Annotated in this window: 12 protein-coding genes; 2 read left to right on the forward strand and 10 right to left on the reverse strand. The window is 56.2% G+C overall.

The window, feature by feature from the left end; genetic code table 11:
- Nucleotides 1-3 precede the first annotated feature (3 nt).
- The 4 genes from ACR0KL_RS21030 to ACR0KL_RS21045 all read right to left on the reverse strand — a co-directional run bounded on the left by ACR0KL_RS21030 (nucleotide 4) and on the right by ACR0KL_RS21045 (nucleotide 4,295).
- On the reverse strand, nucleotides 4-1,260 hold the full coding sequence (locus ACR0KL_RS21030) for a glycosyltransferase family 4 protein (protein ID WP_170667800.1): 1,257 nt from the start codon (nucleotides 1,258-1,260) through the stop codon (nucleotides 4-6).
- Entirely contained in the window at nucleotides 1,257-2,228 is a 972-nt protein-coding gene (locus tag ACR0KL_RS21035) for an NAD-dependent epimerase/dehydratase family protein (protein ID WP_170667799.1), read from the reverse strand. The genes ACR0KL_RS21030 and ACR0KL_RS21035 overlap by 4 nt, the downstream gene beginning before the upstream one ends.
- Entirely contained in the window at nucleotides 2,216-3,337 is a 1,122-nt protein-coding gene (locus ACR0KL_RS21040) for a Gfo/Idh/MocA family protein (RefSeq protein WP_170681494.1), read from the reverse strand. The genes ACR0KL_RS21035 and ACR0KL_RS21040 overlap by 13 nt, the downstream gene beginning before the upstream one ends.
- Before the next feature lie 100 nt (nucleotides 3,338-3,437).
- Nucleotides 3,438-4,295, reverse strand: a complete 858-nt coding sequence (locus ACR0KL_RS21045; RefSeq protein ID WP_480555548.1) for a glycosyltransferase family 2 protein — start codon at nucleotides 4,293-4,295, stop codon at nucleotides 3,438-3,440.
- A gap of 162 nt (nucleotides 4,296-4,457) precedes the next feature.
- Between ACR0KL_RS21045 and ACR0KL_RS21050 the strand changes: the two genes are divergently transcribed.
- Both ACR0KL_RS21050 and epsE read left to right on the forward strand, forming a co-directional pair.
- Nucleotides 4,458-5,246 carry a WecB/TagA/CpsF family glycosyltransferase gene (locus tag ACR0KL_RS21050; RefSeq protein WP_480555545.1) on the forward strand — a complete coding sequence of 263 codons (789 nt, stop codon included), beginning with the start codon at nucleotides 4,458-4,460 and terminating at the stop codon, nucleotides 5,244-5,246.
- Between the two features lie 86 nt (nucleotides 5,247-5,332).
- Nucleotides 5,333-6,550, forward strand: a complete 1,218-nt coding sequence (epsE, locus tag ACR0KL_RS21055) for an exopolysaccharide biosynthesis GT4 family glycosyltransferase EpsE (protein WP_170681496.1) — start codon at nucleotides 5,333-5,335, stop codon at nucleotides 6,548-6,550.
- 142 nt (nucleotides 6,551-6,692) lie between these two features.
- Here the strand turns inward: epsE and ACR0KL_RS21060 are convergent, their stop codons facing one another.
- From ACR0KL_RS21060 to ACR0KL_RS21085, 6 genes are all read right to left on the reverse strand, one after another.
- On the reverse strand, nucleotides 6,693-7,571 hold the full coding sequence (locus ACR0KL_RS21060) for a 2OG-Fe(II) oxygenase (RefSeq protein ID WP_480555543.1): 879 nt from the start codon (nucleotides 7,569-7,571) through the stop codon (nucleotides 6,693-6,695).
- A 161-nt stretch (nucleotides 7,572-7,732) separates the two neighbouring features.
- Nucleotides 7,733-9,826 carry an autotransporter domain-containing protein gene (locus ACR0KL_RS21065; RefSeq protein ID WP_170681500.1) on the reverse strand — a complete coding sequence of 698 codons (2,094 nt, stop codon included), beginning with the start codon at nucleotides 9,824-9,826 and terminating at the stop codon, nucleotides 7,733-7,735.
- A 95-nt stretch (nucleotides 9,827-9,921) separates the two neighbouring features.
- Complete coding sequence (locus tag ACR0KL_RS21070) at nucleotides 9,922-10,857, reverse strand: hypothetical protein (protein WP_170681502.1); 936 nt, start codon at nucleotides 10,855-10,857, stop codon at nucleotides 9,922-9,924.
- Between the two features lie 66 nt (nucleotides 10,858-10,923).
- The gene (locus ACR0KL_RS21075; RefSeq protein WP_480777468.1) at nucleotides 10,924-15,543 is read right to left on the reverse strand and encodes a MupA/Atu3671 family FMN-dependent luciferase-like monooxygenase; all 4,620 of its coding nucleotides are present in this window, start codon (nucleotides 15,541-15,543) and stop codon (nucleotides 10,924-10,926) included.
- A 2-nt stretch (nucleotides 15,544-15,545) separates the two neighbouring features.
- Nucleotides 15,546-16,556, reverse strand: a complete 1,011-nt coding sequence (locus tag ACR0KL_RS21080; RefSeq protein WP_170681506.1) for a glycosyltransferase family 2 protein — start codon at nucleotides 16,554-16,556, stop codon at nucleotides 15,546-15,548.
- 2 nt (nucleotides 16,557-16,558) lie between these two features.
- On the reverse strand, nucleotides 16,559-22,996 hold the full coding sequence (locus ACR0KL_RS21085; RefSeq protein ID WP_170681508.1) for a type I polyketide synthase: 6,438 nt from the start codon (nucleotides 22,994-22,996) through the stop codon (nucleotides 16,559-16,561).
- Between the last annotated feature and the right edge of the window lie 226 nt (nucleotides 22,997-23,222).

The following is a 23,222-nucleotide window of genomic DNA, read 5'->3' on the forward strand; positions in this document are numbered from 1 at the left end:
CCATTATTCTGCTTCCGGACGCAATCCCGGCCTTTTGCTCGTATTGTAGTAAGTGGAGATGATGCGCAGAAGCCAGGCAGCTTCTTGCTCTACGTCAAATTCCGCAGTGACTTTCTTGTAGCCTTCGGCCCCCATCCGGATGCGTAAATCGCGGTCAGACAAGACCTGACGCAAGCCGGCACAGAGGGCCGTGACATCCCCCGGGGGGACCAAAAACCCACTGACTTTGTCTTCGACAAGTTCGGGTATGCCTGCAACACGAGTAGAAACAACTGGTAGATTGGCCGCCATGGCCTCCATCAACACGACCGGGACGCCCTCAGCGAAGCTGGGCAAAACAAGGGCATCACTTTCCATAAGGATGGTCGCCACTTCACTTTGCGATTTGTACCCGGCAAACATAATCGCATCGGACACACCCATCTCCTTAGCCTGCTGCTCAAGAACAGCGCGCTCTGGCCCATCCCCAACCAAAACAAGGCGTAGGTTCGGAAACTCTTGCCCAAGATTCCGCATTGTCTCCAACAGCAGCGGAACCCCCTTAACACCAGCCAGTCGTCCAACAAAAAGAAGCTGGTTCCCCTGGCGCGTGACATCCCGGCCTTGATATCGGACCGGATCGACCCCGCAATGAACAATGTGAAGCTTGTCCCAATCATCTTTGTGCGAGAATGCCATAGCCTGTGATCTGCAAAAATGACTGATGCATGCAACAAACTTCGCCTCGGATATCTTGGCATCCAAGCGCCAGCGTTCTGGCTCGAAAAAGATATCCGGGCCGTGCAGTGTGAAACTGAACGGGATACCCGAGACACGGCTGGTCAACATCGCTACGGTGCAGCTGGCTTTTGCAATGTGATTGTGCAGATGGCGGACTCCGTTTCGGCGCAAATGATCAGCCAGAACAACCGCTTCAAAGAAATAGAACAATTGATACAAGAATGCTCTGGCGCCTGGGGCGCTGGTACGAACTGCAAACCTCAGGGCGGAAAAGTATCGTCTGGGGTCCCGGGTCAACGCCCGCAGATGACATCCCGTCAGATATCCCAGGTTACGAGCGGCCTGTATAACATAGAAAGTTTCCGCAGCTTCGGCCCGCTGTTCCTCGCCGACAAGATGCTCTTGACCTGTTTTGCGTATGGAACAGGTCAGAACCGTCACGCCTTGGTCACGTAAGGACGCCACTTCTCGCTGAATGAACGTGTCAGTCGCGCGCGGGTATTCCCCAGTAAGATAAGCGATAGGACCGGAGAATGTCACACATGATCCTTTTCGATAGATCGGTTCATGGCCTGCTCAAAACTATAGCGCGCTGTCCAGCCCAACCTGTTGTGTAGCATGGCATTGGAATATCTTTGCGGCTGCAAGCGCGCGGCCAGTGTTTTGCGCCGGCACAGTCCGGGCGATCGCGGCAACAGCTCACCAATAGCGGCAATCCTTGAGAACAGGCTATAGCGTAATGGGAGAATGAAGCGTGGCCATCCTGTTTTTTGTAAGGCTTTCACGAAAACGCGTCGGTCGGGTAGGTCGTCGTCAATGACATTCACCACGCCGCACCCCTCACGCTGCTCTACAGCAAGAGCAATGGCCTGTGCCGTATGCTCGACAAAACTGAGAGGAAGCTGCCCCTGTCGTCCGATGCGCAAAAGAAAAGGGCCAAATCCCAATCCCAGATGACTGTTACAGAGTCGCCCAGGGCCGAAAATCACCCCCGGTCGCAAAATCGACAGAACAAGGCCGCGGTCTGCCGCAAGTTTGCGGGCTATACTTTCCTGAGCCAGCTTGGCTCGGCAATAGGCATCCCGGCCGATACCGTCCTGCTCCAGCGGCGTGGCCTCATCCAGCACTGCGAATGACGGCACAGCAGATACATCATAAACGGACAACGAGCTGACCAACACCAGATGAGCCCCTTTGGGCATCATTCGTCCGATTTGTTCGGTCATTGGCAGTGTAGAGGCGGCATGATCCTCGTCACTGCCAGACATAAGCGCCGCACAATGAACAACTGCATCACAATCGGTGCATGCCATTTGCAATTCTTCGGCAGGCGAGATCAGATCAGACACTATAATCTGGATGCCCGGATCGTCAGGCCAATCCAAAAACGCGGCGCTGCGCTGTCTGACCAAAGCCAAAACATGATGTCCCCGCTCTCGCAGGGTAGCGACCGTGTGGCGCCCGACAAACCCGCCAGCACCAGTGACAAGGATCTTCATCCCGCCCATGGCAGCAACTCCATCGGTTGGCAGTGGGTTTGCATAATCTGTACACCGTTTTCCTGACCCGCATTGTGAATGGCTAATGTGACTTCATTCAGGTGCAAGGCGAATTCCGGTGTCAGTCGGTTTGGGCGCTGCTTTTCCAGCGCATTGAGCATCTCCATCGGGCCCAGAGCAAAATTCATCGAAGCCGCGCCTGTACGCCTCACTTTGGGGGGCGGCGTTGTTTTCAGATGCTGGCGTTTCCCAATCGGGTTCTCAAGCAGACGACGCCGGATGCGCACCCGGCGGTGAAAGCGGACAGGCGCCCCGTTATCCCATGCCCGGTTTATCTTAAGTACTCCATTGTCCCCCACGACCTTAAGTGAATGGTCATGCGGCGCAACAATCGAACATGTCAGACGCGCAACCATTCCGCTCTCAAAAAACAGAACCGCAACGGACATATCCGGCGCGGATTCTTCCGGCAGCAGGTCGGGTAGAATTTTCGCGGATGCCGCGACCACCCGCTCGACCGATCCAAATATCGCTATAAGCCATGTCAGATAGTACCCGGCATGTTCCAGTGTACACCCGACCTGCATCTCATCCTCAAAGGGCCAGGGGGCTCCCGATACACTCTGCCAATCCTGATGTGGGGCCTGCGGAATGAACCCATCATCCAGTTCGGCGTAAACCAACCGGGGGGTACCAACCACCCCATCCCGAACCGACTGCATAACAACCTGTGCGGCCTCTCCCAGAACGCTACATGGTGCCGAAGCCAACATCAGACCGCGCGCGCGAGCCAGATCGTACAGTTCTTGCGCATGTGACATCTGCGTCGCCAACGGCTTTTCCGAATATACATGAAATCCAGAGTCCAGTGCCCGGCGGGTAACGTCGTAATGCGCGGAGGGGTTGGTCAGATTCAAAACCAGACTACCAGGGGCCTGCATCTGAACGAATTCGCCCCAAGACTGGGCGACCGGAACAGACCAATATGCCCCAAAAGCTTCGGCTCTAGCGGTGTCCTGGTCATAGACGACACAAACCCGGCTTTCTGGAAAGCTTTCAAAAGATTTCATGTAGAGATCGGCGACAAACCCACAGCCGATTATAGAAACTATGCTCATTGAGCAGCACCATTACCTTTGAACGGAATTAATCGAATCTTTCTTAGAATCCCTTTGTGGCAAACTACTGGCGAAACAAACTCGTCGTTTCATACATCCTCTACCGGCCTCGGGTCCACTCCGTTCCACCGGCTCGAAGCCTGACGGTTACATGCACCAGCATATAGACTAAAAAACCGGCAGGAACTTCGAAGAACAACCGGATCAAATCTCTCGTTGAAAGGCTGAATTTCCCTTCATTTTTCTCAAGAACTGGATAGCAGCGGCGCACTTCGGCAACGCCAGCATCCTGTCGGCGACGAACGCGTACCAGGTTCCGGAACCCTTCGACCATTGGCCAATGATAGGCTGCAGGTACTTCATGACGTTCTTCTGGCGAAAAGTGTAGCCGTACAAATGTATCGTCAGAAATGATGTTCGGGAATGCCCCCCAGCGGGCCCGGCCGGTAGAATTCACCGCAAAACAGCCAGCGCCGACTGTACCGCCTTGCACAAACGGCAAACGCACCCACATATCAGCATAGCGTCGTGTGACCCAAGTTCGCGCACGAGTGACTTGCAAGGTTCCTGTCGCATAACGTGGTCCGGGCGCATCCAAAGCCGCTCGGAGCTGTTCCAGCAACTCGGGATCACACAGCACATCTGCATCCAGATAAAGACGTGCTCCACCCGCAATGATCTGATCCGCATTGTTAAATGCATTCAGCTTGCCAGCTTCAGGGATATCCAGAACATGCAGCTGCCAACCTTTTGCCTTGAAGGCGCTTCTGAATGTTTCCACAATCTGAACTGTTCTATCCGAACAGGCATTCGCCGCCACAACAACCGCTAAATGGCCAGATGAAATTGTCTGCCTTGTCAACGCTTGCAAGCAGGCAGCGATGTAGTTCTCTTCATTATGGGCCGCTATAATGACAGTCAGACAATCTTCTGATTTATTTGCAAAGGAAGACTTCACGGATCCCTCATGCACATTTCTATTCACCTGTAATGCTTTCGATTAAATCAAATCCCGTTTGTGATGCCAGAGTTTGAAGACACATCAAAGCATCATGGACATCTCATATTCTGTTATTCATCAAAAAAGAGGGATTTCCCAGTTCAGTGAATGAGTTCCGCAATGAGTGAAACTGTTATGGCGGCCCCGGCGCCCCTTTCAACTGCAGGGCTGTTAGCACTTGTGAACATACCCACACGCGCCAAGCTGTTGGAGAGCATCCAGATTCACTGGAGCAGTAACCGAGGCTTCACTGTGGCCACACTCAACCTAGATCACATTGTAAAATTACGAAGCTCGGCCAGTTTTTCATCGGCGTATCAATCTCATAGCCACGTTGTTGCGGATGGAAATCCGATTGTCTGGCTCTCCCGACTAGCTGGGAAAAGGATCGAGCTTGTCCCAGGATCAGAACTGATTCAGCCACTCGCGGCGCTGGCCGCGCAAAACAAAATCCCTATCGCCCTGTTGGGCGCGACACAAGACACGCTTGATACAGCTGCCGAGAGACTGGCACAGGAACATACCGGATTGCAGGTTGTCGCACGCATAGCCCCCCCGTTTGGATTCGATCCGGAAGGCTCAAATGCCGTTTCTATATTGGAAACTATAAATACTTCCGGCGCAAAACTGTGCTTCATTGCATTGGGCGCTCCGAAACAGGAGATACTCGCTATAAAGGGCAACACGATCGCGCCGCAATGCGGGTTTGTCTCAATTGGGGCGGGGCTGGATTTTATCGCTGGAACTCAAAAACGAGCTCCCAAATGGGCGCAAACACTGGCGGTAGAGTGGGTCTGGCGCATGTTGCACAATCCCCGCCGTCTTATGCTTCGTTATGGGCGCTGTATCCTGATCCTGCCTCATTTAACCTTTGGTGCACTCCGCGCACGGTTCCTTCACAGCAAATAAAAGAGCTAAAGAGCGGCGTAACTACAACTGTTCATAGCGCCACCCTAGTATCAAACTCAAACCATCGGATAACTCTGGAAGCACCTATGGCAAACTGTATCCCTCGCAAAATAGGTTTTCTTATTCCGGAATTTCCCGGGCAAACGCATTCCTTCTTCTGGCGAGAAATCCAGATCATTCGCAAAGACCACAATCTAAACGCTGAAATTATCAGCACCCGGCTGCCCGCACAGCCAGTCACCCATGAATGGCTGAAAGATGCTGATCCACATTACCTCTATCCTTTCAGCCTCAAAGACTGCGCATTTGCCCTGTTTGACTTTCTCCGACGGGTCCCAAAATTTCTCGGTCATAAAGACAGTTGGCAAGTCTTGCATAAGCCAAAGGCTTGGGCGCTTTTGGCTATGGCCACAAAGTTGGGAAGGCAATGCAAAGCACTTGGAATTGATCATTTACATATCCACTCATGCGCGGATTCTGCGTTGTTGGGCGTGATGTGCCATAGAATTTATGGTTTGCCTTACAGTCTTGTTTTACATGGCCCTTTTTCCGACTACGGCGCCTACCAGGATTATAAGTGGCGGCACGCAGCGTTTGTATTTGTCATAACCGACCTGCTGTACCAAGAAGCATTAGACCGGATGCCGGATTTGGCAGATAAAATCCACATCGCCCCCATGGGTGTTGATACCAATCATTTTGTACCTGCCCAAATTGTCCAGTCAGACAATTTTGATGGTTTCACCTGGTTTTGCTGCGCCCGGCTGAACAAGGTGAAAGGTTTTGATACACTATTGCCGGCCGTCAAACAGCTTGAACAGGATTACCCGGATCTGAGGTTCCGACTGATAATTGCGGGCGAAGACGAGCTAGGGGGCAACGGGTATCGAAAAGTCCTAGAGCAAGAAATCAAAGCGAAAAACATAGAAAGCAAAATAACTCTACTAGGATCCGTACCTCAGACGAAAGTTTTAGAGCTCATGCAGTCCAGCGATGGATTCGTTCTTGCCAGCAAACATGAACCGTTGGGCGTCGTTTACATGGAAGCTATGTCCTGCGGCCTGCCGACACTTGGGACCGATGCAGGCGGAGTGGCAGAGTTAATCGACAACGGAGAGGATGGATTGCTAGTCCCACCCAACGAACCAGATGCTCTCGCGCAAATGATGCATCACGTGATGATTTCCCCTCAATTGAGGGCTTCACTGGGCCAAAAAGGACGAAGAAAAATCCAGCACCATTTCTCGTCCTCCCGCAGCGCAAAGCTGATGTCGGATATACTACTGGACCAGCACATTGAATAATGTTTGAAATTTAAACCTGCGCATTTGAGGAGCACAAAGCGATTGATCGTGCTCCGATAGAGTACTGACTCCAGTCCCGACGTTCTCAAGACATCTTTTTTGTGTTCACGTATCAATAATACGGAAATAATACATCTTAACCCTAGGTGATATGTAGCTTGCGCATCACTTTCTCCGCAAACGGATGCAAAACAGGAGGGGTGTATTTTCGCATCTTATGCAACCGGTTTTCTCGATGCTCAGTTTTGTCAGATGAACCAGGGCGCACACGAAAAAGTGTGGAATGTGCGACATGGCTGTCGGACCAAGTAGCCGTATAATAATAAAGCGCAATTGATAGGCGGGGGATGCCTTCTGGATGATTAATTGGCTCTGGGTTTCCATGCATACTTGTCGAACTGGTCGAGAAGCAGCACATGCGATTCATAACTGGAGGGTAAGTTGCAATCTGTTCCTGCATATCATCCGTCCAGATCTCGAATGCGCCTCCGTATTCCGGTTTCCAATCCGGGTTGAGGTAAATCAGGACATTCAACCGACGCTCAAGATGCATTGGCTTGTGATAATTGAAATCTGCGTGAATACCCAAATAACCGCCGTTATTGGTTCTGTGAATTCCGGCGCCCAAAAAATAAGGATCCGGGACAAGCCCTTTGATGCCCGTCATTTCTTCAAGGAACTTGAGAAACGACTTAGAGTTTAGAGCATTAAACACAGCACGTGAATATAGAGGAAGAATATCTGGATTGTAGGACGTCTTCAGATGCTCTTGTGGACTGAGATGCTCCGGGGCTTTCTCACCTTGCGATAACGCCTCCTGCCTTACTTTTTCGACAACAGATTCAGGCAGAAAGTTATCAATGCCTATATAATGATACGGTTGCCCTGATTGATATTCGGTTGCAAATTTCTTTCCTATATCCGCCGCCTGCTTCGCATCAAGATAAAGAGTATCGCAATCAAGCGGGTAAACCGAAAAATCCTTGTCGTCCCCTGCCAGCGTTTCAGAATAATCTGTCACCATAAAACCTCAATCAACAATGCAATATACTCTGGAAAATAAAGTGCACGGCAGCCATGTTCAGTGTCAACAAAGAAAGCTGCTGGCAACGCCGCGCATTTTTCGAACTTTCCAACAGTGATGAGCGCCTTTCCTGATCAGAAAACACATGGAAATTCGCCCTAGAAACGGAACTCCAAACCCGCATAGGCTGAAACCTGATATGAGCCCGTGCTCTCGATGATCCCCTCAGCGCCTGCTTCGATATTCATGCCATTTGCCATCAAGTACTCTCCGGACAGACTTAGATAGCCACCCAAAACACTATCGTCACCGCCTGGATTGAAGCTGATATCTTGGCCCAACAAAGCGCCCTCAATGGTATCCCCGCCAAAATTGGTTCGGGCCTCCAAACCTGCGCGCAGACGATAGCTTAAGAAAGAGCCGTCTGCGGAAACAGACTCGAATGGAGCCGCAATCTGCAAGCGCATCACGCCTATGTGCACGTTCCGGCTGTCTACCGTTTGATTGGCCGTAGCGCCGCTTTCCGTATATCCATCCAGAAAGAGGCCCGCGTAGCGCAGCGCAAGGCTCCCCTCCAGACGGTGCCCGGCAATCTCAACCGGTTTTGTCACCGTCAATGCGGGCGACACAAACCAACCATCAAAATCCGCAGTCGCCGTTTCCACGCCACCCGTAGCGAGATTGTTGAGAACCTGTCGCTCCTGGTCAAACGATGAATAGCCAGCGGTGAGCGCCAAATCGAACGTCAGCCCCGCTCCCTGTGTGGTGGCATACGTACCAACAAAAAAACTCTGACTATCCACGCTTTGGCTATCTGTGTCCGTCTTTACCCTACCTTTGGAGCCGCCAACAAAGAAGCCGGTCTGCACTCCACCAATATCAACAGGGTCTGTGCCCAGCATCAACCCGCCAACCCATTGGGTATTTGGCGTCACAGAGCCATCGGAATCCTGATTGCGATACGAACCAAACGTATCAATCCACACCGCCTGAGCAGAGGCCGGTGATGCACCCGAGACAGATGACAGGCTTCTGGTCGCCGTTTCCTGACGTTGTGATCTTAAACCATAGAACCGACTGTCTAGGACCGACGCAATACCGCCCGTCAGGTCAGCAAGCTGTTCATCCTGCGTGGAGAAAATGGTTGAATCCACAGCTGCGAGGCGATTTCCGGACAAGATGAAGGGGGCACCATTTGTCATGATGCGATTTGGGGTCGCGGAAAATGTGTAATCGAGGGATAACCCGTTTCCAATTTCCAAAGTCTGCGTTCCCCCGCCTTGGAAAGATATGTTGCCTTGAATAATGGACCCCGGCAGCACAGCCAGAGATGCACCAGAGCCAAGAAAGGTGATACTATCCGCACCACTGCGCCCAATGGACCCTGAGTTGATCAACTGAGTATTGTCGCCTGCGCTAGAAAATGATCCGATTGAGCCGGAGTTGCTTACGCGTGCGCCAACAGCAGAACTGCCAACAGATATAAAGCCTGCCGTCCCGGCATTGATAACCTCTGTTTCTGGCCCGACCGTCAGGACTTGCCCTCGAACAACACCAAAATTGCTGAAGCGCGTATTTCGACCTCCGATGGCAATCGCGTCATCAAACATGCCGGTGTTGGACGCGCCAACGGTACCGGTGTTTTCCACAACCGAGTTTTCACCAACTGTTTGTATGAACCCGCCGATGGAATTCGTATTCGTGACCCTCGTTCCCGATCCAAAGGTCAAAACATTCCCGTTGATGGTGCCTGAGTTTGCAAACGTTGCACCCATCTCATTGAGCGTGACATTCTGAACAACCGTCCCGGAATTTGTTACACGAGCATTTGCAGCCCGAGCAAACACCTCATCAACACTGCCGCTATTGGTGATTGCAGAATTCTCACCTCTGGTCTCAATGAAACCCGCAACCGTGCCCGCGTTAGAAATATTGGAACCGTCCCCCGATGTTCTGATATTACCCCCGACACTGCCCACATTGTCGACCCCGGATAAATCATCAAGGGTGTCGATATCTCCATCAACCCTACCCAGATTCTGGACACTCGACCCATTACCCGTTGTTTCCACACGCAGGATTGTTGTTCCGCTTGGAACAACACAAGAGGACGTGTTGCTTAGGCCGCAGACAGACTGTGCAGACGCATCAGATACACTGATAAGAAGGGGAAAAATCGTCCCCGCGATAGCCGCACTTAATATGCGAACCCAGGTGCCATGCAGCATCATTTCACTTGTTACCAACTTCAAAACGTTATCTGATGAATTTACACAATTCACTGCCTGCGGGTCAAACGACCGCTGCGATTGCACGGGGTTAACTATTTAGTTGTTGTGTGATTGCGTCATTGCTGCGAACGAATACCGGTAGGTCTATATTTTGTCACGACATCCCAAACAGTTTCTTGCATGAGTTCCGCCGCTTCAGGGCTGGGACTGTCAAAAAATGTACCATCAGTTTTGGTCAGTTCATATGGCAGGCCAACCGGTGATGTCTGGTACAGAACGGCATAGTGGGTCAGGGCCACAAGATAGGTCCCGTAGTCAGTCAGGTGAATCTCGTCGGAGAACAGATCACTGCGATCATTTATCGGCCCGACACCTCCGAGGCGTTCGACCTCTCGTACGAACTGCGCCATGACCTGACCCGCTGGGATGATATAGACTGGCGCGGGATGGTCTTCATAGGCGAGGGCGGAGCGCAGGATTCCTTTTTCCCAATAGCGCTCCAAATCTTTGTCGAGTCGCTCAAGCCAGCCTTCTGCATCGTCTAGAGGGTGCCAGGTTTCATAGAAATAAATGCGTATGTCCGGATTGGACTGCCGGCCAAGCTGCACCCATTCATGCAGATATTTTGCGCTGTCAAAATATTTGATAGCTGCTTGAATCTCGACCATCTCGGTCAATATCAGAGTATTGTAATCCCCTGAGGATATTGCCTCTTTGGCATCCTTAAATTCAGACGGCATGTTTCTCAGTTCAAATCCATTGATCGGTTCATCCGGCTCCCAGTGGGCTTTCAGCGGCGTTCCCCAGCCCAATTGGCTGCTGTAGTGGTGCTTTTCTCCGGCCAATTGCTGCAACATCACCGGCATGTCAGGGCCGACAAGGCTGTGGCCCAGATGAAAGACATTCTGTGGCTTTGTCGGCGGAGGAGCAGGTGCGTCGTACAAAATATCAAACGCCGCTACATCAATGGGCTTAGTGGCCCCAAATCGCACCAACCCAACCACTGCTGCGATACCAACCAAAAGGAAAGCCGGAATAAAACGTTTAATCATGATGCCAACCTCTTGGCGCCCTTCACCCTCATACTGATATCCAGGCCGTTATCTCTATCAGCCTGTTTATGCCGACCGTCTGCGGGCGCGCATTTCACGGCGGCGGGCCATGGCATCGCTGCGATTGTTCACTTTGTCCTGCGCTGGTTGAGTTGATCCTGCGTCAGCCGGCTTCACTCCGGTTTTCTTCTCGATGGTCTCGGCCAAGCCTGCCAAAGTCGGGAAGCGGAAGATATCCGTGATGCTGAGGCTGGATACGTTGAGCTCTTTGCGGATTTCCCGATGCGCCTGCACGGCCAACAGGGAATGCCCGCCGAGATCGAAGAAATTGTCTCGTCCGCTGATTTCGGCGACCCCCAAAATCTGCGACCAGATCGCTGCGATCTTCTGCGGAACCGAGCCGCCCGAGACGGGTTCGGATACCGGAGGCGCAACGCGGGGCTTCTGCACTGAAGGGACAGGCAAGGCCTTGCGGTCGACTTTGCGGTTCGGTGTCAGCGGGAAGCTCTCCAGCGTCACGAAATGCGTCGGCACCATGTAGTCCGGCAGTTGCGCTGTCAGTGCCTGACGCAGTGCTTTATCATCCACCGGCTGGTCGGTGGTCATGTAGGCGGCCAGCTGCACTAGACCGGGTGTATCCTCGCGTGCGATGACAACCGACTGGCGCACGCCGGCTTGTGCGTCGAGCAGGCTTTCAATCTCACCCAGTTCGATCCGGTAGCCGCGCAGTTTGATCTGATGATCGGCCCGGCCCAGGAAATCGAGCTTACCATCCGTTTGCCAACGCACCAGATCTCCGGTGCGATAGAGCCGTGCACCCGGCATATCTGAGAACGGGTCAGGCACAAACCGCTCGGCGGTCAGGTCTTCGCGTTGCCAGTAACCGCGGGTGACGCCAGCGCCGCCGATATACAGCTCTCCGGCCACGCCGATGGGAACGGGGTTTCTGTGTTCGTCCAGTACGTAGACCTGCGTGTTGGCGATCGGCGTGCCGACATTGATCACGCCTTCGGCAGAAGCGGCGGTTTCGGTCGTTGACCAGATCGTTGTTTCTGTCGGCCCGTACATGTTTTCGATATGCGCAGGCGACAGCTTGTTGATCTGTTTGACCAGCGAGCCGGGCAGGGCCTCGCCACCGATCATCATGTGCTTGATCTTAGACAAAGCAAACCGCGCCTCGTCGCTCATCAGGATCATTTGCGCCATGCTAGGAGTACATTGCAGATGGCTGACATTGTGGCGAATGATCTGGGCGGCAATGGAATAGTCATCCTCGGCCAGCTCTGTATCCTGATTGGACAGGCGCAGAACCTCGGCCAGAGGCTTCAGACCCTCCATCACCTCGTCGACTGAGATGCCGTAGTCGATCAGGCATGCGATTTCATCCACGCCGATGCGTTTTAGCTCTTCAACCCGGTTCAAACAATCCTCGACGGTGCCGAACAGGCCGGAATCCTCGAAATAACGCAGGAAAGCGAAATCGAGGATGCCTTCCAGTTCCTCGTCAGACAGGCTGCCCAAATCCAGCTGGAATGGGTTCGCCACACCTTTGGGTTTCTTGAAGGCTGGGAAGGCCCAGGCATATTGCTTGATCAGCCCGGCGGCCGAGCGCAGGTAGTCCTTCATCGGCTCGCGCGCGACCTCGCGCACCTCTTCCCGGTCCTGACCCACATAGGTGTGCAGCATCAGGGTGACCGTGTGATCATCGGGGTCATGGCCCGCTTCGCGCAACGCAGCATGGTAGATACCGATCTTGTCGGCGACTTCGTCAACGCTCTGGCCCAGAAGGTGGGTCAGCACGTTGGCACCGATGGCCCCGGCCTCGCGCCAAGTGTCTGGATTGCCCGCAGTGGTGACCCAGACGGGCAATTTTTTGGAAACCGGGCGCGGCTGTGTAACCACGCCGTGCATATCCCCGGACTTGGTGGGGAATTCCACTGTCTCGCCAGCCCAGAGCTGTCGCAGAGTGCTGATCGCCTCAAGCATCGCCGGTTTGTTTTCCGGCGGCGTGTTCTCGGGCCGTAGGACAAAATCATCAGGCTGCCAGCCAGAGGCGATGGCAAGCCCCGCGCGCCCGTTGGTCAGGTTGTCGATCACCGCCCATTCTTCGGCAATGCGCGCGGTGTGGTGCAGAGGTGCGACGCAGCTGCCCGCGCGGACACCGATATTCTCGGTCACGGCGGCAACGGCTGCGCCCGTCACGGAAGGGTTGGGGTAGGGGCCACCGAAGGCATGGAAATGACGCTCGGGCGTCCAAACGGCGCAGAAGCCGTTCTGATCTCCGAACTTTGCGCCCTCGAGCAGCAGCTTGTACTTGTCGCGCCCGACACCATCGTCGTTGCCCCAGTAGAACAGGCTGAAATCCATCCCCTTGCCGGTGATGGATTTCCCGGCGGTCGCATCGCCTGCGACCAACGCGCGGTTTTCATCATCGCTGAGGACAATCTTGAACCCGCGCGCCAGCGTCCAGAACAGCTCGAGCACCGAGATGTCGAAAGACAGGCTGGTCACAGCCAGCCAGACCCCGGCCGGATCATGACTGATGCGATCATCCATGCCGGTGAAGAAGTTCGACACGTTGCGATGTTCGACCATGACCCCCTTGGGGCGTCCGGTCGAGCCGGAGGTATAGATCATGTAGGCGAGGTTCTCCGAACGCACGCCGCTGTCGACATTGTCCGTCGCAGCTGTTCCCAGCCGTGGGTCCGTGTCAAGCAGCAAGGCTTGCGCGCCGTGATCAGGCAGGCTTGCGGCTAGCGCGGATTCCGTCAGCACCACCTTCGCCCCGCTATCCTCAAGATACAGCGCCGTCCGGTCCGCAGGGTAAGCCGGATCCATCGGCACATAAGCTCCGCCCGCCTTCAGGATCCCCAGCGCCCCGATCAGCAACAGCGGGGATCGTTTGACATGCAAACCCACCAGCGTATCGGGGCCTACACCCATCTCACGCAAAACATGCGCAACCTGATTGGCCAGAGCGTTCAGTTCGGTATATGAGAAGCTAAGGTTCTCAAAGACCAGCGCCGGGGCATCTGGCGTGCGTACGACCTGCGCCTCGAAAAGCTGATGCACGCAGGAGGTCTGATCGTATGCGGTTTCGGTATCGTTCCAGTCCTGCAGGATCTGAGCACGCTCGGTCTCGGGCAGGATCGGAAGATCCTGAATCGTCTGACTGCGCTGTGCCTCACCGGAGAGTGCCACCAGCAGGTTTTCCAGCCGGGCCGCAAACAGGTGCAGAGCGGCGTCCGAGATATGTCCGCTGTCCACAAACAGCGCGGCCTGATCCCCGGATGCGGCAAGAGTCAGGCTTGTGCCCGGAACCAGACCAAACGAGACGTCATCGGACAAACCGATCGCAGGCGTTTGCAGCGGAGTTGATCCCGGCATGCGCGCGGGTAAATCGCAGGCAAACGGACCCATCTCGCGGGCCTGTGCGATGGTTTGGCTCAGCCCCTCTTGCGCCTCTGCAAAGGCCTGATCAGCCGCAAAGCGGATCGGAACCCAGCTGTTGAGATAGGGTGATGCTGCATCCGATAGCCGCAACGCCAGATCAAGGCCCACGGTATCACCGAGCCGCGCCATGAGGGCCGCCAGAGCCGTTTTGGCGGTGATATCGTCAAGGCCAGTTGGAAGGTGCAGCACTTGCGACCGAGGCGCACCGGACGGAGCCGCTGCATTGATCAGGGGGATCTCGATCGGTTGCAGCGCCTCAAGGCGGATGCGCCATTCGGGTTCAGCGGACAGAGCGCTTGAAACATCGCGGTCGATCTGCGCCACCTGATCTGCGGTCGGTACGGGCAAAGCGCTGCCCCCGTTCAACAGCCCATCGGTCGAGACCGAAGCCCCCAAACCATTGCGCAATCCGCTAATCTCAACCACTCCGTAACCTGTTGCAACGGTCAGGCTGTCGGCTGTGCTTGCCAGAATGGTGCCAGGCGTCGCGTCACTTTGCTGATCGCTGACTTCGACCGAGCCGACCAGCCAGATCTGACCATCACGCTCGATTTTCGGACAGCAAAGCGGGTTCCAGTATTCTCCATGATCCAACGCGCGGGCCAGAGCCGCCAACTCAGTAGCGGGCTTGGAGAAATCCAGCCGCGCCGCTGCCGCTGGACGGTCGTTCTTGGCGAAATAGCTGCGTTGAGACAGATCTTGCGGGGTCGTGGGCTGATCCGCCTCAAGCGCCCGGATGACATTACCAAAGCTTTCGATGGCGGCGCCATAGCATTTGGTGTTCAGGGTCAGGGCGGTCTCACGGTCGCTGATATCGAACAGATTCTGGGCGACAATCCCGCCCTCATCGACACCGCCCGAGATCTTGTGCCAGGTGATCCCGTGTTGTGCCTCACTGTTCAGAATGGCCCAGACCGGCGCGTTCAGACCGGCATAGCGTGGCAGCGGGCCGTCATGAAAATTGACCGCGCCCTTGCTGGCCTTGTCCAAAATCGTCTGCGGCAACAGATCGAGATTGGCGATACTGAGCAGCCAGTCAAACGACACACCCTCAATCCGGTTTGACAAATCCTGACCAGGGGCATGCAGGGGCAGGGAATGCGACTGTGCCCAGGCCTCGACATCCGGGTTGCGGGTCGCCACCCCCTGAATACTGTGCCCCGCCTCCAGCAGCATTTCCCCGCATTGAATGACAAGGGATTCATGGCCGATAAGGAATGTGCTGAAAGGCATCGTTACTCTCCAATAACTGGCTTGGACGTGCTGTCCTGTGTGGCTTTGCGAGAGGGCGCGCGAAAGCAGGCGGACAGGTCATGCCAGGCCAGGGTACGCAAAAAATGGGGTGGAACACCGCTGTCCTTACGGGTGATCAAACACCGCAACCAGTGCAGGAAACCACCGGTCAAATGTACGCAGGTGGCACCGGCCGCATAAAACCGGCCGTGGTTTTTGATGAAATAATGCAGGCGCGAGTCGAACCAATAGGTCGGCACCCGGCTCCAGCTTTTCATACCGGTGGAGACGGACCCGATATGCATGACCTCGCTGGGGCGCAGGTAATCGGTGCGATAACCCGCCAGCGCGGCGCGGCGGCACAGGTCGGTTTCTTCGAAATAGAGGAAGAACTGTTCGTCAAAGAGGCCGATCTCATCCAGAACGCTTTGACGCATCATCAGGCTTGCCCCGGCCAGCCAATCGACAGGGCGGGTCTCAGTGGGGATGGGAATGGGTACGATCCGGTTCTTGAACAGCCGAGTAACGGGGCCAAAGTTAATACCGCTTTCAAATTCACTTGCGATTGAAGGGAAGCGGAAACTGGTCAAATGCGGATCACCGTCTTCGCCGTGGATATAACTTCCCACAAAACCCGCCTCTGGCGTGGCTTCCAGATGCCCCATCAACAGGTGTATGGCATCCGGTGCTGGAAAGGCATCTGAATTCAGGATGTAGATGTAGTCGGGTTGCGTACCATCGGACAGGCCCGTTCGGATGCCCACATTATTACCTGCACCAAAACCGCCGTTATACCCCGATTGGACGACCCGAACGCGATTGTCCTGATCCCAGCCCTGATCTGCAACATACGCCGAAATTGCCTCGAAAGACCCGTCCCGTGAATCATTGTCGACAACGATGATCTCGCCCGCGATGCCCTCCATTGACTGCCGTGCGGATCTGACGGATCGCAGGGTCATGTCCGGCGTTTTGTAATTCAGAATAACCGTCAGGAGTTTGGGATCAGCCATGGTCATTCCGCCGCCTGCCGGAGGGTTGGACGCGGGATCTGACGCTCGGCATTTTCCAGACAGGTCTTCATCTGCGCTGCCAGCACCCGGACATTGGGCTCAAGCACCATCGAGTCATGATCTCCGGGCACCTCGAACACTTCGATATTGGGGACCCAGGGCGTCCAATCGTTGTCGTGGGTCAGGTAATAACGCTCGTGATGCACCAATTTGCCCGGCCCCAGTTCCCATTTCCCGACCAAAGGCGGGCGGAACAGGGTCAGGGGGCCATCCCATGAATGCAAGGGATAGCTGTTGACGCTTTCCAAGAACGCAGCCTCGATCTCGGTGTCATGGAATTGCTGGCCGGTCTCGGCTGTTTCTTCCTTGGGTTGGCGTTTCTGGATTTCCCATGCGATCCGGTTTTTGGCCCATTTAATGGGGTAGCTTGCGCCTTTGTTCCGCATCTCCTGCAACTGAATCTTCAACCGATCCGCTTTGCTAAGCGGGTGCCGTACCGGTAGAGGCGTATCCAGCATGACCAGCGCTGCGATCTCTTCGCCCGCTTCAGTCAACTGGCGCGCAATCTCATAAGCCGTGATACCGCCACCCGAGAAACCGCCCAGCATGTACGGCCCCGAGGGCTGCACCTGCCGCATCTCGGCGATGTAATCCTTGGCGGCTTCGCGCAGATCGCGGTGCGGTTCCTCATCACCATACAGACCGCGCGCCTGCAGGCCGTAGAATGGCCGGTCGGTGCCCACCAAATGCGCCAGATGGCGCAGGTTCAGCACGTTGCCAAACATGCCTGCCACTAGGAAGAACGGAGTCTTTGGTCCGCCCTCGCCGGAATGCATTGGCACCAGATGGGTGAAGCGACGTTCCGGTGTCGCCGGGGCCGCTGCTGGTGCGTCCCCTTCGTCGCCATCTTTCGGCACGCCGCGGGCAGCGATCAGTTCGGCGCATTTGCGGATGGTCGGGGCCTCGAACAGGACCGAGATCGGGAAGTCCACATTATAGGCCTTCCGGATTTGCGCGAACAGGCGCACCGCGATCAGGGAATGCCCACCCAGATCGAAGAAACTGTCCTCGACACCGATCTCATCAACACCCAGTAATTCCTGCCAGAACCCGGCGAGGCGGCGTTCGATGTCATTTTCCGGGGCGACGTAATCAGAGTCCAACTCGGGACGTTGGAATTTCTGATCCGAGCTTTCGGTGGACGCACCGCTATCTGCGGCCTGCGCGATCAAGCCGTCCAAATCCAGTGAGGACAGGATGATCTGCGATTGCCCGCTGGCCAGTGCCTTGAAGAACAGATCGGCCCCTTCTGTCGCCGGAATACCCTGAGACAGGTTGTGGCGCAGCCGCTCCTCGGCCGGGGACAGGGGCGCCGGGGCGTCGACCTCAGAGGTGATCGCCGGGGCGCTTTCGGTGAAGGCAAAATCCACCGCATCTTCCATCCGGCGGATCGAGAAGCCCTCGACCTCGATACAGATCGTGCCGTCCGGGGCGGCGATGGTGACATCGAAACTGGCAGCCTCGCCTTCGGCCCGGTTGTCGCCCGCGTTGCGGACCCAACTGACGATCTGCGCGGGCAGTGGTGCATAAACGCGGACCGAGCGGTAGGAGACCGGCACCCACAGGTGTGCGGCCTGATATCCCGCGATCAATTCCATCGCCCAGCCCGTAGCCAGATCCATCAGGGCAGGGTGCAGGTGGTAGCCTGCCTCGATATCCGTTTGCAGGGCGTCCGGCAGCGCTAAATGAGCCAGACCTTCATCCTGCCCCAGTGCAGTTGAGGTCAGCACCCGCCAGCGCGGGCCGAAATTCAGATGCGCCTCCTGCGGGGATCGCAGGCGCCCTGCACCTTCGGCCTGATGGGTCGAACCGCAACGGGCGGTGATGGCCTCCACATCCAGCGGTGCGGGCGCGATTAGCGGCAGCAGAGACAGGCTGGCTTGGGCGTTAAGTTCGAACGCATCATCCGATCCACTCTCAACCGTTAGGTCATAGCCCACATCGCTGCGTGGCAGGCGCAGACGGACCTGCTGATCTTCGCTATCGGACACCGCAAGGGGGCGGAGGAAATACAGATCGCGAATTTCAAACGGACCGGTCTCGCCTTGCATACGCAGTGCCTCAGACGCCAGCTCCAGATAACCGGTGCCGGGGATCAGAGCATGCCCGGCCTTGGTCCGGTGATCGTTCAGGAACCAGCGGTCATGGGCGTTGTAAGTCGCACTCAAAAGGCGGTTGCCCGCGTCATCAAAGCTTGCCTGATCCAGCATCGGAACGTCCGCCGAGGTTACGGGCGCGGGCTCTGCGGTGCCTGTCCGAGCCTCCATCGCATCCGCGGCCATGCCCACATCGGCCCATATACCCCAGTTGACCGACACAACCTGCGTTTTGTCGCCCGAACGCGCGCGCGCATAGGCGTTCAGGTAGTCATTGGCGGCCACATAGTCGACCTGACCTACAGGTGCCGTTGCGGTTGAGCTGGATGAGAACAGAACCAGCCAATCCAACGATCCGTCCGGGAAGATCTGGTCGATGACCTGCGTGCCATGGATCTTGGGTGTAAAGACATCCTCGATTTCCATCATGGTCTTAGTCATGATAGGCGCGTCGTCGATCAGGCCAGCCGCATGGATCACGCCGTTGATCTGGCCGAATGCCTGTGTGGCACTTTCGACGCAGCGGCGCATCTCTTCAACGTTGCTGACGTCGACCGGCATCGGCAGTACTTTGCCGCCTGCGGCTTCTAGCTTTTTGATGGCCCGGATCCGGCGGGCCGTTTTGTCCTGCGGGGCCGAGTTGTTCAGCACGGTTTCCCACTGGTCCCGTGGTGGTAGGTCTCCACGCGCAAGCAGGACGATGTTGGCATTCACCTTGGCAATCAGCGCTTCGGCCAGTGTCAGGCCAATGCCGCCAAAACCGCCGGTGATCAGATAGGTGCCGCCATCGCGCAGGGGCAGATCGTCCAGAGACGGTTCCGTCAGAGCCTGCGGGCGATAGCCCTGTTCAAATCGCTTGCCCGCGCGGATCGCCGCCGTGAACGAGGCGGGCGGAGCCAGCAGGTCTTCCATCACTTGATCCGTCAGCCCCTCGGGCAGGGCAGGCGCGCGGCGTTTGCTCGCGCTTTGCGGCAGGTCGATATCCAGCAGCGCACAAGTCAGGCCAGGGAATTCGCGCGGGATCACGCGGGTCGGGCCGGTCACGGTTGCTTTTTCCGGGTAGGGCAGGGCCTCACCCCTCACCTGCAATGCGCCCGAGCTAAAGACATGGAGGTGCAGAGGCATCGGCAGATCTTCGTCCCCAATGGCCTGCGCCAGGAAGAACAAGCTGTAAAAGCCCTGTTCCAGATTGCGATGGAAGAAACTACCGCCGGGGCGGAAGGTCTCGGCCTGTGTCAGCAGCCAGCCATGCACAATTCGGGTTGGGAGGTGTTCCTGCGCGACGAGATCACGGATCAGCGCGTCATAACTTTCGCGCCCGCGTTCGGGGGCCAGTTGATAGTGATCGTCACTGATGCGGGCAAAGGCATCGCCGGGCGTGACCGTGACAACCTTGTGACCGGCTTGCCGCAGGCGTTCGGTCAGGTTGGTACACAGCCCAGCCTCATCCGCAAAGATCAGCCAGCTTTCCTGTGCCGCATCCGACAGATCGCCGGTGACATCGACATCGCAGGCTGCGTATTTCGGTGTCCAGGCCACGCGATAGCCCCAATCGGCGGGGTCTTCGGTGCGCATCAGCCATTGGCTGGCTGTCTCGGTCTGTGTCGTGCCGGGTTCGATGAAATAGGGCGAGCGCTGGAAGGCATAGGTGGGCAGAGGCACGCGGTTGCGCCGCGCCTCGCCCCAGATCTGTTCCCAGTCGAACGCGCCGCCCAAAGCCCAGATCCGGCCCAGCATGGCCATGAAATAAGCATCGTCAGCCACATCATCATTTGGATGACGCAGGCTGCTGATCACCTGATTGGCGTCGACCTTGTCATGCTGTCCGGTCAGAGAGGCCAGCGCCTTGCCTGGGCCGACCTCAATGAAGATACGCTCTGGGTTCTCGGATAGCGTGGTGATGCAATCGGCGAAATGAACGGTGTTGCGCAGATGGCCGACCCAGTATTCGGGATCGGTCGCCTCAGCCTCGGTGATCCAGTCACCGCTGCGGTTCGAGGGGAACGGGATCTGCGGTGCCTTCAATTCGATCGAGCGCAGATAGTCGCCGAATTCCTGCAGGATCGGCTCCAGCATCCGCGAATGCGCGGCGATATCGATCGGGATGCGTTGGCAGTCGACACCCTGATTGCGCAGACGTTCCTCCAGATCGTCCAGCGCCGCCTGTGGTCCGGTTGCGACGCTCAGGCTGGGGGCGTTCACGGCACCCAGATCGAGGTCATCGCCCAGAAGCGGCCGCAGATCATCGGCGGGCAGGGGGACACTCAGCATGCCGCCGGCGGGCACCGTATCAAACAGTCGCCCGCGCAGATGCACCAGACCGATGCAATCCTCAAACGACATAACACCGGCCACGCAAGCGGCGGTGTTTTCGCCCATCGAATGGCCGACCAGAGCGGTGGGCTGAACACCCCATTCCATCCAAAGCTGCGCCAGCGCATATTCGGTGATCATGATCAGCGGCAGTTGTACCGAGGGCGTTTTCAACCGCTCATCCGCAGCCTCTTCCTCGCCCGGTTCGGGCAGCCAGATCGCGCGGATATCATAGTCCAGCTTGGCCTGCAGGATATCCAGACCCCGATCCATCCAATCGGCAAAGACTGGCTCGGTCTCATAGAGGTCGCGCGCCATACCGGCGTACTGAGCGCCTCCGCCGGGGAACATAAAGACATGCTCAGGCGCGTCCGAGATCACCGTATGGGTGAAAACCCGACGCGGATCGTTTTCCTCAAAGATCGCGGCGGCTTCTTCATGGGTTTCGGCGACGATGACGCGCCGCTTTTCAAACCCACGTCTTCCGTTTTTCAGCGTCCAGGCGATATCGGCCAAATCTTGTTCAGGATTGGCCCGAAGATACGCTGTCAGTGCTGCGCTGTTGGCATCCAGCGCTTTCTTGCCCCGCGCCGAGACCGTGAGGATCTGAAACGGCCAATCTGACGGCTCGGATGCGGCTCGCTCAGGCGCTTCCTCCAGAATGGCATGCGCATTCGTGCCGCCGACACCCAGAGAATTCACCCCGGCGCGGCGCGGGCCCTTATGCGAGACCCAATCGGTCAGAGTGTCATTCACCCGGAACGGGCTGTTCTCGAAATCGATCGCCGGGTTGGGTTTCTCGTAGCCCAAGCTGGGCGGGATCTGCTTGTGATGCAGGGCCAGCGAGGTCTTGATCAGGCTCGCCACCCCGGCGGCGGTATCCAGATGGCCGATATTGGTTTTGACCGAGCCCAGCCGGCAGAAGCCCGTTTCCTGTGTGGTTTCCGAAAACGCCTGTGTCAGCGCGGCCACTTCGATCGGATCCCCCAGATAGGTGCCGGTGCCGTGGCATTCGATGTAGTCCACCGTGTCGGCCCGAACATCGGCCATCACATGGGCCTCGGAAATCGCGGCGGCCTGACCATCCACAGATGGCGCCAAGTACCCGGCTTTGGCCGCGCCATCATTGTTGATCGCCGTGCCGCGGATCACGCCCCAGATATGGTCGCCATCCTCGATCGCATCAGACAGACGCCGCAAAATGACAGCGCCAGCGCCCGAGCCAAAAACAGTGCCTTGCGCGCGATGATCGAAGGCATGGCAATGGCCATCGGGTGAGAGAACCTCACCCTCTTTATAAACATAACCTCTGTTATGAGGGAGTTCGATCGTAACCCCCCCAGCAATCGCCATATCGCACTCACCAGTCAACAAAGCCTGCGTTGCATAGTGAGTTGCGACCAGCGAGGTCGAACATGCTGTCTGTACATTCACGCTCGGCCCCTTGAGGTCGAGGATATGGCTCAGCCGGGTCGACAGGAAATCCTTGTCATTGCCGGTATGGCGCAACAAGAACATGCCCACATCGTCGACCAGATCCCGGTTCGAGCAAACATTAAAATAGAAATAGCTGCCCATGCCGCAGCCTGCGAACACGCCGATAGGTCCGGGAAAATTCTCAGGCGGATGGCCAGCGTTTTCCAGTGCTTCCCAAGCGACCTCCAGAAACTGGCGGTGTTGCGGGTCCATGATGGCGGCTTCTTTTGGGGAAAGACCGAAAAACTCGGCGTCAAATTCCTCGAACCGATCCAGCGGCGCGGCAAACGGCACATAGTCGGGCCGCTCAAGCAAATGCGGAGTCTCACCATTCGCAATGAGCTGTTCCCTGCTGAGCTGGTGGATAGATTCCACCCCCTCGCGCAGGTTAGACCAATATGCCGCAATCGAAGACGCACCGGGCAAATGCGCGGCCATGCCAACGATTGCGATGTCGCCGTCCCTGGCAGAAATACTCACAGTAGAACCATCCATAAATAAACCGGTTTGAGTGTAGGCGGCATAGTTGAGATTGCCAAACGAATCCGTAAGAAAACCTGGCCCGTCAGCCATTCAAATTTGTATGGATACCCTGTTGACCGGGTTGGGTTTTCAATCAGTCTACCGGCTTGTCGCATAACATGAAGCCACGACATGAAATCTATCACCGGCGCCTTATGTGTTTCCGGTTTGCGCACAATTCAGCACCATCTCTGCCATT

The sequence above is a fragment of the Ruegeria sp. C8 genome (assembly GCF_056537565.1).

Coding starts and splice junctions, on each gene's coding strand:
- ACR0KL_RS21035 (WP_170667799.1), bottom strand. CDS start 2,228: ATGGGCGGGATGAAGATCCTTGTCACTGGTGCTGGCGGGTTTGTCGGG.
- ACR0KL_RS21040 (WP_170681494.1), bottom strand. CDS start 3,337: ATGAGCATAGTTTCTATAATCGGCTGTGGGTTTGTCGCCGATCTCTAC.
- ACR0KL_RS21050 (WP_480555545.1), top strand. CDS start 4,458: ATGAGTGAAACTGTTATGGCGGCCCCGGCGCCCCTTTCAACTGCAGGG.
- epsE (WP_170681496.1), top strand. CDS start 5,333: ATGGCAAACTGTATCCCTCGCAAAATAGGTTTTCTTATTCCGGAATTT.
- ACR0KL_RS21070 (WP_170681502.1), bottom strand. CDS start 10,857: ATGATTAAACGTTTTATTCCGGCTTTCCTTTTGGTTGGTATCGCAGCA.
- ACR0KL_RS21075 (WP_480777468.1), bottom strand. CDS start 15,543: ATGCCTTTCAGCACATTCCTTATCGGCCATGAATCCCTTGTCATTCAA.
- ACR0KL_RS21080 (WP_170681506.1), bottom strand. CDS start 16,556: ATGGCTGATCCCAAACTCCTGACGGTTATTCTGAATTACAAAACGCCG.
- ACR0KL_RS21085 (WP_170681508.1), bottom strand. CDS start 22,996: ATGGATGGTTCTACTGTGAGTATTTCTGCCAGGGACGGCGACATCGCA.